Origin of the sequence: Pseudomonas sp. PDM32, from assembly GCF_019219225.1 — a bacterium.
Classification (GTDB): Bacteria; Pseudomonadota; Gammaproteobacteria; order Pseudomonadales; family Pseudomonadaceae; genus Aquipseudomonas; species Aquipseudomonas laurylsulfatiphila.
The window spans coordinates 721691-731293 of sequence record NZ_JAHUWE010000001.1; the positions used below are offsets into that span (position 1 = coordinate 721691).

At 58.6% G+C, this 9603-nt stretch carries 9 protein-coding genes; 3 read left to right on the forward strand and 6 right to left on the reverse strand.

Annotation, left to right across the window (positions count from 1 at the left end; genetic code table 11):
* Positions 1 to 66: 66 nt before the first annotated feature.
* The 4 genes from KW846_RS03300 to hemJ form a co-directional block, all read right to left on the reverse strand.
* The gene (locus KW846_RS03300; RefSeq protein ID WP_218481308.1) at positions 67 to 855 is read right to left on the reverse strand and encodes an SDR family oxidoreductase; all 789 of its coding nucleotides are present in this window, start codon (positions 853 to 855) and stop codon (positions 67 to 69) included.
* Positions 856 to 916: 61 nt separating this feature from the next.
* Positions 917 to 1882 (reverse strand): DUF805 domain-containing protein, encoded by a 966-nt coding sequence (locus KW846_RS03305; RefSeq protein ID WP_218481309.1) that lies wholly within the window; start codon positions 1880 to 1882, stop codon positions 917 to 919.
* 93 nt (positions 1883 to 1975) lie between these two features.
* A complete protein-coding gene (locus KW846_RS03310; protein WP_218481310.1) occupies positions 1976 to 2944 on the reverse strand; it encodes a nitronate monooxygenase family protein in 969 nt (322 codons plus the stop codon).
* A gap of 33 nt (positions 2945 to 2977) precedes the next feature.
* Positions 2978 to 3406 carry a protoporphyrinogen oxidase HemJ gene (hemJ, locus tag KW846_RS03315; protein ID WP_116582234.1) on the reverse strand — a complete coding sequence of 143 codons (429 nt, stop codon included), beginning with the start codon at positions 3404 to 3406 and terminating at the stop codon, positions 2978 to 2980.
* 134 nt (positions 3407 to 3540) lie between these two features.
* Between hemJ and argC the strand changes: the two genes are divergently transcribed.
* The gene (argC, locus tag KW846_RS03320; RefSeq protein ID WP_007980174.1) at positions 3541 to 4575 is read left to right on the forward strand and encodes an N-acetyl-gamma-glutamyl-phosphate reductase; all 1035 of its coding nucleotides are present in this window, start codon (positions 3541 to 3543) and stop codon (positions 4573 to 4575) included.
* Positions 4576 to 4741: 166 nt separating this feature from the next.
* Positions 4742 to 5092 carry an iron-sulfur cluster insertion protein ErpA gene (erpA, locus tag KW846_RS03325; RefSeq protein WP_007906865.1) on the forward strand — a complete coding sequence of 117 codons (351 nt, stop codon included), beginning with the start codon at positions 4742 to 4744 and terminating at the stop codon, positions 5090 to 5092.
* Positions 5093 to 5160: 68 nt separating this feature from the next.
* Here the strand turns inward: erpA and KW846_RS03330 are convergent, their stop codons facing one another.
* Both KW846_RS03330 and KW846_RS03335 read right to left on the reverse strand, forming a co-directional pair.
* Positions 5161 to 6252: an anhydro-N-acetylmuramic acid kinase gene (locus KW846_RS03330; protein WP_218481311.1), complete on the reverse strand. Its 1092-nt coding sequence runs from the start codon at positions 6250 to 6252 to the stop codon at positions 5161 to 5163.
* A gap of 3 nt (positions 6253 to 6255) precedes the next feature.
* Positions 6256 to 7680, reverse strand: coding sequence for a peptidoglycan DD-metalloendopeptidase family protein (locus KW846_RS03335; protein WP_116582232.1), 1425 nt, complete (start codon positions 7678 to 7680; stop codon positions 6256 to 6258).
* A gap of 211 nt (positions 7681 to 7891) precedes the next feature.
* Between KW846_RS03335 and tyrS the strand changes: the two genes are divergently transcribed.
* On the forward strand, positions 7892 to 9091 hold the full coding sequence (tyrS, locus tag KW846_RS03340; protein WP_007980168.1) for a tyrosine--tRNA ligase: 1200 nt from the start codon (positions 7892 to 7894) through the stop codon (positions 9089 to 9091).
* Positions 9092 to 9603 lie beyond the last annotated feature (512 nt).

Below are 9603 nucleotides of genomic sequence, written 5' to 3' on the forward strand. Positions count from 1 at the left end.
TGTTTGGGCTGGCCTGAGTGTACTCATCGCGTATGCCAGCGCCCAGCCTTTTACCTTGAATGGGGATCAGCGCGGGCAGTAGACCTTGTTAACCATGCCGGCGATTGTGCGCGTCAGCCAGCGTGAGCCGAGCCTTGGCAGGAAGGCGAACCAGCGGTTGCGCCGCCCCGGAATAATGATCGCTTGATTCTTTTCCAGGGCGCGCACGGTGTAGAGCGCCACTTCCTCGGGGCTCATCAACAGTTTGCTGTTGGTCAGTTTGTCGCTGTCGAGTTGCGCGGTACGGAAGAACGCTGTGCGGGTCGGACCTGGGCAGAGCACCGAAACCTTGATCGCGCACTTTTTCAGCTCGACGCGCAATCCCTCGGAAAAGTGCAGCACATAGGCCTTGCTGGCGTAATAGGTGCTCATCCACGGTCCCGGTTGAAACGCTGCCACCGAGGCCACATTCAGAATCTGCCCGCCACCTTGCAGGGCCATGCTGTTGCCGATGGCATGGCACAGGCGGGTGAGGGCGAGGATGTTCACTTCGATCAGGTCTTGCTCGGTCATCCAGTCCTGGGCCAGAAACGGGCCGCATGTACCGATGCCGGCGCAATTGACCAACAGGTCGATCTGCCGATCGCCTTCTTCCAGCTCCAGCAGGAATCCGGACAGGCGCAACGGTTCGCCCAGGTCACAGGCACGGAACAGCACTTCCACGCCGAATCTTTGGGTCAATTCAATCGCAATGCTTTCCAGCTGATCACGTTGTCGGGCCACCAGAATCAGGCTGCGGCCGCGCCGGGCCAGCGCTTCGGCCATTGCCAGGCCGATGCCGCTGGAGGCGCCAGTGATCAGAGCGTAACGGGTCATGCAGTTCTCCATCGCAACAGCTCCGCGCCGCGACGCAGGTGTCACGGGCCAGGAGCGCTGTTCATTCTTTCGCAGAGTCTACAGGGGGCTGGGCCTCTTCGGCTGCATCGTCGGCGGAATTTGGCACCGGTTCGACCTCGACGTCGATTTCATCGGTGGTGACCGAACTGCTGTCGTAGCTGCTCTGGGCGGCGTTTTCGTATTCTTCCTGTATCGCCGAGAGACCACCGGCCAGGGAGCCGACCAGGATCAGAGCGATGACGACCAGCCACAGCGAAGACAATACTTTGACCGCGGTACTGTTCGGCGGAGGCGGTGGACCGTAGCGGTTGGCCAGTTCGTTGCCCGGTACAACCATGGTCACGAACGGAAAGAAAGTGCCCACAAACGGCACCAGGTTCAGCAACCACAGCCAGCCGGACCAGCCGACATCGTGCAATCGTTGAACGGTGATCTGGATGCTGACGAAGGCAAATCCGACAAACAGGATCAGGGCCAGCAAGCCGCCCAGGATCAGGCCGGCGGTTGAGTCCGCACCGATGAGGGCCAGAGCGACCAATGCAAACACCCCGCAAACAGCCATCAACACCAGTGTCAGCACCAGCGTCCAGGCGAGGTAACGCAAGCGACCGATACGGCCATCGAAACTGAATGGCTTGAGCGTGGCGAATTCCGCCACGGCTTCGCCGACGGGCGCGCGAGGCGGAGCGTAAGGAGACTGCGGTTCTGCCAAGGCCGCCTGGCTGCCGGCCGGGGTATGGTCATGCACGTCGGCGAGGTTCAACTCGATCGGTGTTTCGGCTTCGATGCGCGCGTCGATACCGGTCTTGCTCAGTGCCTGGAGATAGGTCTGGGCATCGGCCTGCGACAGGTTGCGTTTGAGCGCTACCGGGCGCCCGGTGAACAAACGCTCGATGGCCGTGACATCGCTTTTGAACAAATCGGCGAGATTGAGCTTTGCCGTGGTGATGTCGACACCAGGCAGCAAGGCACCTTCGAAGATGATCTTGAAACGATTTTCGCCCATGTGCGAGGCATCCTTGTCGCGAGAGGTTGAAAGAAGAAGGTTATTCCAGGGTGAGTGTAAGGCCAGCCGGGCTGGGCTGGCCAAGATTTACTGTCAGCGCGGCCAGCGTTTTGGCAGCTGGGCGGCATGCTCCAGGGCCTGGCGGTACTCGGCATCGAGACGTGCAATCAACTGCTCGACACTCGGCAAGTCCTCGATTTCTCCCACGCCCTGGCCTGCAGACCAAACGGTTTTCCAGGCTTTGGCCTCATCGCTCACAGGTTTGAGCTTGGAACCGAAGTTGATCTCGCCCTTGCCCTGCAACGCGGCCATGTCGAAACCGGCGGCTTCCAGGCTCTGGCGCATGAAACTCGCGGGGACACCTGACACGGCTGGCGTATGGATGATGTCTGCGGCTTTGGATGTCAGCAGCATTTCTTTGTAGGCGTCGGGCGCGTGACTTTCGGTCGTGCCGATAAACCGAGTGCCAAAGTAGGCCAGATCCGCGCCGAGCAATTGCGCGGCAAGAATTTCATGCCCGTGGTTCAGGCAGCCGGCCAGCAGCAGGGTCTTGTCGAAGAACTGGCGGATTTCGGCAATCAGCGAGAACGGGCTCCAGGTCCCGGCGTGTCCGCCGGCCCCGGCAGCCACGGCGATCAATCCATCCACGCCGGCTTCGGCCGCTTTCTCGGCATGACGACGTGTCGTCACATCATGGAACACCAGGCCGCCGTAGCTGTGCACCGCATCGACCAGTTCTTTGACGGCGCCGAGGCTGGTGATCACGATCGGCACTTTGTGCTCTACACAGATCTCCAGGTCCGCCTGCAAGCGGGGATTGCTGTTATGCACGATCAGGTTCACGGCATAAGGCGCGGGGTTTTCCATTGTCGCCAGTCCGGCTTCGATCTCTTCCAGCCAGGCCTTGAAGCCGCTGCTTTCGCGCTGGTTCAGCGCCGGGAAGCTGCCGACCACGCCCTGACGACAACAGGCGAGTACCAATTGCGGATTGGAAATCAGGAACATCGGCGCAGCCACCACAGGCAGGCGCAAACGTTGTTCGAGCAGAGCGGGCAGCGACATTGGAAGTACCCCGGTGAGTTGTGTCTATTGGGTTTAGAACGGCCGAACGACGACCAGAATTACGATTGCCAGCAATATCAGAACCGGAACCTCATTGAACCAGCGATAAAAGACATGGCTGCGGGTGTTTTCGCCACGGGCAAAACGTTTTACCTGGGCGCCGCACATGTGGTGATAGCCGATCAGCAACACGACCAGGGTCAGTTTGGCGTGTATCCAGCCACCCTGGCTGAAGATGCCTGGATTGAGGTAGATGAGCCAGCCGCCAAAGATCAGCGTGGCGATCATCGCCGGGCCCATGATGCCCCGGTACAGCTTGCGCTCCATGACGCTGAAGCGTTCCTTGCTGATCGTGTCTTCGCTTTGAGCGTGATAAACGAACAGTCGTGGCAGGTAGAACAGGCCGGCAAACCAGCAGACGACGCTGACGATATGAAGCGCTTTGATCCACAGATAGAGCATTTTTGGTTATTCCAGGTTCACGGTAGTCTGAATAGTAGAGGCTTGAGCGTCCGCACGTCACCTTGACGGTTGTCGCAGGGGCGCGCGGCCCCTATTATCGACGGCTTTCCAGTGGGTTCGTTGAGGGCAGGTTTATGGTCAAGGTCGGTATCGTCGGCGGCACGGGTTACACCGGTGTCGAACTGCTGCGTCTGTTGGCGCAACATCCGCAAGCTGAGGTGGTTGTCATCACTTCCCGATCCGAGGCTGGCCTGGCCGTAGCCGACATGTACCCGAACCTGCGAGGCCATTACGACGGCCTGGCGTTCAGCGTTCCGGACATCAAGACCCTGGGCGCCTGCGATGTGGTGTTCTTCGCCACGCCGCACGGTGTTGCCCATGCCCTGGCGGGCGAACTGCTGGCGGCCGGGACCAAGGTCATCGACCTGTCGGCCGACTTCCGTCTGCAAGACGCCGATGAATGGGCCAAGTGGTACGGCCAGCCGCACGGTGCACCGGAGTTGTTGGACGAAGCGGTCTACGGCTTGCCGGAAGTCAATCGCGAGCAGATCAAGAAAGCGCGCCTGATTGCCGTGCCGGGCTGCTACCCAACTGCAACGCAATTGGGTTTCCTGCCATTGCTCGAAGCCGGCCTGGCCGATGCTGCGCATCTGATTGCTGACTGCAAATCCGGTGTCAGCGGTGCCGGTCGTGGTGCTTCCGTAGGTTCGCTGTACTCCGAGACGTCGGAAAGCATGAAGGCCTATGCCGTCAAAGGTCACCGTCATTTGCCGGAAATCCGCCAGGGGTTGCGTCGTGCAGCAGGCAAAGACGTCGGGCTGACCTTCGTTCCGCACCTGACACCGATGATTCGTGGCATTCACTCGACGCTCTACGCCACTGTTGTCGATCGCTCGGTGGACCTGCAGGCGTTGTTTGAAAAGCGTTATGCCAATGAACCGTTCGTCGATGTCATGCCGGCCGGCAGCCATCCGGAGACGCGTAGCGTGCGGGGTGCCAACGTTTGCCGTATTGCCGTGCATCGCCCTCAGGACGGTGATCTGGTGGTGGTGCTGTCGGTGATCGACAACCTGGTCAAGGGGGCGTCGGGTCAGGCCGTGCAGAACATGAACATTCTGTTCGGGCTGGATGAGCGTCTGGGTCTCTCCCACGCCGGCATGCTGCCGTAAGGTTTATCGCGTACAGCAAAAGGCCCGTCTGACGGGCCTTTTTGCATTTCGGGCCGGCGATCGGAATGGTTGATATACCATAACAATAGTTGACCGCTTTTCTAGGAGAAGCGGATAATGCGCGTCATCACGCAATATGACGGCGTAACGCCGGGAGATAGTCAGCATGAGCGTCGAATCCTTCACCCCCACGGCTTTGCAATTCACCCACGGTGCCGCGCACAAGGTGAAGAGCCTGGTCGATGAAGAGGGGAATGATCGCTTGAAGCTGCGCGTATTCGTTACGGGCGGCGGTTGTTCAGGTTTTCAGTACGGTTTCACTTTCGATGAGGAAGTGGCCGATGACGACACCATCGTCGAACGCGAAGGCGTGAGCCTGGTGGTCGATCCGATGAGCTTCCAGTATCTGGCCGGTGCCGAGGTGGACTACCAGGAAGGTCTGGAAGGTTCGCGTTTCGTCATCAAGAACCCGAATGCGACCACCACCTGTGGCTGCGGGTCTTCGTTCTCGATCTGATCAGCGCGCCTGTTTCACAGAACGCCGCACGGCCTCAGGGTCTTGCGGCGTTTTGCTGTGTGGAGGATTTATGCGGGGTAGATGGCGCCGAGTACGCGTAATCCACGGGCACCGGTAACGCTCGGACGATTGGCCGCGATGCCTTCGAGGCAGCAATGAGCCAGCCATGCGAAGGCCATGGCTTCGACCCAGTCGGGGTCTACACCGTATGTCGCGGTGCTGCTGACACTGGCGTTTGGCAGCAGGCCGGCCAGGCGGTTCATCAAGGCCGTGTTGTGGGCGCCGCCGCCGCAGACCAGCAGTTCCTGCGTGTTTGCCTGGGCGCTTTGCAGTGATTCGATGATGGTCAGTGCGGTCAGTTCAAGCAGCGTCGCCTGAACATCCTCGGCGCGGAAGGTTGGCAGCTGGGCCAGATGCCGCGTCAGCCATGGCAGGTTGAACACTTCCCGCCCGGTACTCTTCGGGCCTTTGGTCACAAAGAACGGGTCACTCAGTAGCGCATTCAACAGCACCGGTTGAATGTTGCCGCTGGCAGCCCATTGGCCGTCACGGTCAAAGTGGTCGCCGCGTTGCTGATGGATCCAGGCGTCCAGCAGCACGTTGCCCGGGCCGCAGTCGAAACCGGCGACTGGCTTGCCGGGCTCGATAAGGCTGAGATTGCTGAAGCCGCCTACGTTCAGTACTGCACGGTTCCCGATCCGCTCTTCAAACAAGGCTTCGTGAAAGGCGGGAACCAGCGGTGCACCTTGTCCCCCGGCAGCGACATCGCGGCTGCGGAAGTCGCTGACCACGGTGATGCCGGTCAGCTCCGTCAGCAGGGCCGGGTTGCCAATTTGCACGGTGAAGCCGCGTGCCGGTTCATGGCGGATGGTCTGGCCATGGCTGCCAATGGCACGAATGTCGTCAGGCTTCAGTTGCTGTTGAGCGAGGAGGGTGTGAATCCCTTGCGCTGCCAGTTTCACCCAGTTCTGCTGGGCAATGGCGGAGCGGGCGATTTCGTCCGGGCCGCTGGCGCACAAGCCGAGCAGCTCGGCGCGCAGGGGGGCGGGCATCGGGATGTAGTGGGAGGCGATCAGCCTGATCGCCGGGGCTTGCTCGATCAGCGCGATATCCAGGCCATCAAGGCTGGTCCCGGACATCACACCTATATAGAGCGCCATGACTTAACGCTTGCTCGAAGCCAGCATCGTGGCTTTTTCCTGATCCATGCGCGCCATCAGAGGCTGGCTTTGGGCGAGGAAGCGTGCGCGTTCGGCCTTGGCAATCGGATCGGCCATCGGCAGCTTCTGGCCCAACGGGTCGACGTGCACACCATTGACCTGGAACTCGTAGTGCAGGTGCGGGCCGGTGGAGAGGCCAGTGGTGCCGATATAGCCAATCACCTGGCCCTGCTTCACCGTGCCGCCAGTTTTCACGCCTTTGGCGAAGCCTTGCATGTGGCCGTAGAGCGTGGTGTAGGTATTGCCGTGCTGGAGAACGACGGTATTGCCGTAGCCACCACGACGACCGGCCAGCAAGACCTTGCCATCACCGGCTGCCTTGATCGGCGTGCCGCGTGGTGCTGCGTAGTCGACGCCTTTGTGGGCGCGGATCTTGTTCAGGATCGGGTGTTTGCGGCCCATGGAAAATTTCGAGCTGATGCGGGCGAAGTCCACTGGCGTGCGGATGAACGCCTTGCGCATGCTGTTGCCGTCAGCGGTGTAGTAGCTGCTGTTGCCTTGTTTGTTGGTGTAGCGAACGGCGGTGTAGGTCTTGCCGCGGTTGGTAAAGCGTGCCGACAGGATCGGGCCATTACCGACGGCCTTGCCGTTGACCACTTTCTGCTCGTAGATCACGTCGAATTCGTCGCCCTGGCGAATGTCCTGAGCGAAGTCCACGTCGTAGCCAAACACACTGGCCATGTCCATGGTCAGGCTGTGGGACAGGCCCGCTCGGGCCGCAGACTGCGACAGCGAGCTGTTGATCACGCCGTGAACATAGGCGGAGCGCACGGTCGGTTTCGCAGTGATGCGATTGAACGTGTAGCCCTTGTCGTTCCTGGTCAGGCTGATGCTTTCGACGTCGTTGAGCTTGCTGTGCAAGTTGGTCAACTGGCCGTCAGGGCTCAGTTCGAATTCAAGTTTTTGGCCACGCTTGAGCTGGCTGAACTGCTTGGCCTGCTTGTCGCTGGCCAGTATTTCATGCACCGAAGTGGCTGGAAGCCCGACTTTCTCGAACAGCGTGGAGAGGGTATCGCCTTTGGCGACGATCACTTCCCTGTGGCTTGCCGGCTTCTTTTCTTCAACTTCAACGACCGGCGCCGGTTCGGCTTGAGCGGCTTCCTGGGTGTCTTCGGCGCTGTTGTCGATCTGCGCGAAGGGGGATGTTGCGGGTTCATTTGTGGCTTGAACGACTTCTGCAGCGTCTTGATCTTGTGTCAGTTGTTCAGCAGGACTTTCCAGTTCAAGACTCAGGGTCGTTTTTTTGGCTTCAACATCGCTGGAAGGGAATACCAGGAGCGCCAGGCTGAGAAGGGCGGCGATTCCACTTGCGGCGAGCAGGTGGGTCTTCGGGTAAAGCGGCGGCGCTTTAGACGATTCGTTGGTCATAAGTGATTTTGACTTTGAAAAAGATGAATTGGAAAAGATGAATGACATGATGAAGATGAAATAACTGTATAAAATATAACCAAATCATCTCTGAAGCAAGTCCGTAGGTGCCCTGCCTGCGGATTGGCGTCCGTGCGCCGGGCAAACCTTGTATTTGACGCGCGATCTTGTATGGTTGGTTCCCTTTGAATCTGAGCCTTGCGGGTCTGTTATGAAGTCGGTTGAAGAGCAGCTAGCGCTGATCAAACGTGGTGCGGAAGAACTGTTGGTCGAGTCCGAGCTGATTGAAAAGCTCAAGCGTGGCCAGCCGCTGCGTATTAAGGCAGGCTTCGATCCAACGGCTCCGGACCTGCACCTGGGTCACACCGTGCTTATTAATAAGCTGCGTCAGTTCCAGGAACTGGGGCATCAGGTGATCTTCCTGATTGGTGACTTCACCGGGATGATCGGTGATCCGAGCGGCAAGAGTGCTACACGTCCGCCGCTCACTCGCGAGCAGGTCCTCGAGAACGCCGAGACCTACAAGACTCAGGTCTTCAAGATTCTGGACCCGGCAAAAACCGAAGTGGCCTTCAACTCCACCTGGATGGATCAGATGGGGCCGGCCGACTTCATTCGCCTGACTTCGCAGTACACCGTGGCTCGCATGCTCGAACGCGATGACTTCGACAAGCGCTACACGACCAATCAGCCAATCGCCATTCACGAGTTCCTGTATCCGCTGGTTCAGGGTTACGACTCGGTAGCTCTGCGGGCAGACGTCGAGCTCGGAGGTACCGATCAGAAGTTCAACCTGCTGATGGGGCGTGAGCTGCAGCGTGGTTATGGTCAGGAGGCTCAGTGCATCTTGACCATGCCGCTGCTTGAGGGGCTGGATGGCGTGAAGAAGATGTCCAAGTCCTTGGGCAACTACGTCGGCATCCAGGAAGCGCCGGGTGTGATGTACAGCAAGCTGGTTTCCATTCCGGATGCGCTGATGTGGCGCTACTTCGAATTGCTCAGCTTCCGCTCCATGGATGAGATCAATGCGTTCCGCGCTGATGTGGAGGCGGGTGCCAACCCGCGCGACATCAAGATCAAGCTGGCTGAGGAGATCGTTGCGCGTTTCCATGGTGAAGAGGCTGCTGCCAACGCTCATCGTGCTGCCGGTAATCGAATGAAGGATGGCGAGCTGCCGGACGATCTGCCAGAGATCGAGTTGACAGCTGCCGAGGATATGCCGATTGCTGCCGTCCTTAATAAGGCGGGCCTGGTGAAGAACTCGGCAATGGCGCGCGATCTTCTCGGCTCGGGTGGCGTGCGTATAGATGGTGAGGTGGTTGATCGCACCTTTATATACGCAGTGGGTGCGACCCATGTTTGCCAGGCCGGCAAGAAGGCATTTGCGCGTATTACGCTCAAAGCTGAATAAGGTTGAAATTAAGTGTTGACGGCGAATTTTAGAGGCCTATAATTCGCCCCACTTCCGGCGCAGTCGAAACGGAAAACTCCTTGATAAACAAAGAGTTACGCAGTTTTCGACAGCAGGTTGCTTCAGGTCATCGAAGCCGAAAGGAAGTTGAAAAAGAGGTGTTGACAGCAGCGAGTAACGCTGTAGAATTCGCCTCCCGCTGACGAGAGATCGAAAGCGCAAGTGGTTGAAGTTGTTAAGGAATCCTTGAAAACTTCTGAAAAGAATCACTTGACAGCAAATGAGGCTGCTGTAGAATGCGCGCCTCGGTTGAGACGAAAGATCTTAACCAACCGCTCTTTAACAACTGAATCAAGCAATTCGTGTGGGTGCTTGTGGAGTCAGGCTGCTAGTCAACAGATTATCAGCATCACAAGTTACTCCGCGAGAAATCAAAGATGTAACCAACGATTGCTGAGCCAAGTTTAGGGTTTTCTCAAAACCCAAAGATGTTTGAACTGAAGAGTTTGATC

Excerpts from the sequence above, each read along its gene's own strand:
- KW846_RS03330 (WP_218481311.1), bottom strand. The coding sequence starts at position 6,252 with ATGGCGCTCTATATAGGTGTGATGTCCGGGACCAGCCTTGATGGCCTG.
- hemJ (WP_116582234.1), bottom strand. The coding sequence starts at position 3,406 with ATGCTCTATCTGTGGATCAAAGCGCTTCATATCGTCAGCGTCGTCTGC.
- KW846_RS03310 (WP_218481310.1), bottom strand. The coding sequence starts at position 2,944 with ATGTCGCTGCCCGCTCTGCTCGAACAACGTTTGCGCCTGCCTGTGGTG.
- KW846_RS03335 (WP_116582232.1), bottom strand. The coding sequence starts at position 7,680 with ATGACCAACGAATCGTCTAAAGCGCCGCCGCTTTACCCGAAGACCCAC.
- KW846_RS03305 (WP_218481309.1), bottom strand. The coding sequence starts at position 1,882 with ATGGGCGAAAATCGTTTCAAGATCATCTTCGAAGGTGCCTTGCTGCCT.
- argC (WP_007980174.1), top strand. The coding sequence starts at position 3,541 with ATGGTCAAGGTCGGTATCGTCGGCGGCACGGGTTACACCGGTGTCGAA.
- KW846_RS03300 (WP_218481308.1), bottom strand. The coding sequence starts at position 855 with ATGACCCGTTACGCTCTGATCACTGGCGCCTCCAGCGGCATCGGCCTG.
- tyrS (WP_007980168.1), top strand. The coding sequence starts at position 7,892 with ATGAAGTCGGTTGAAGAGCAGCTAGCGCTGATCAAACGTGGTGCGGAA.
- erpA (WP_007906865.1), top strand. The coding sequence starts at position 4,742 with ATGAGCGTCGAATCCTTCACCCCCACGGCTTTGCAATTCACCCACGGT.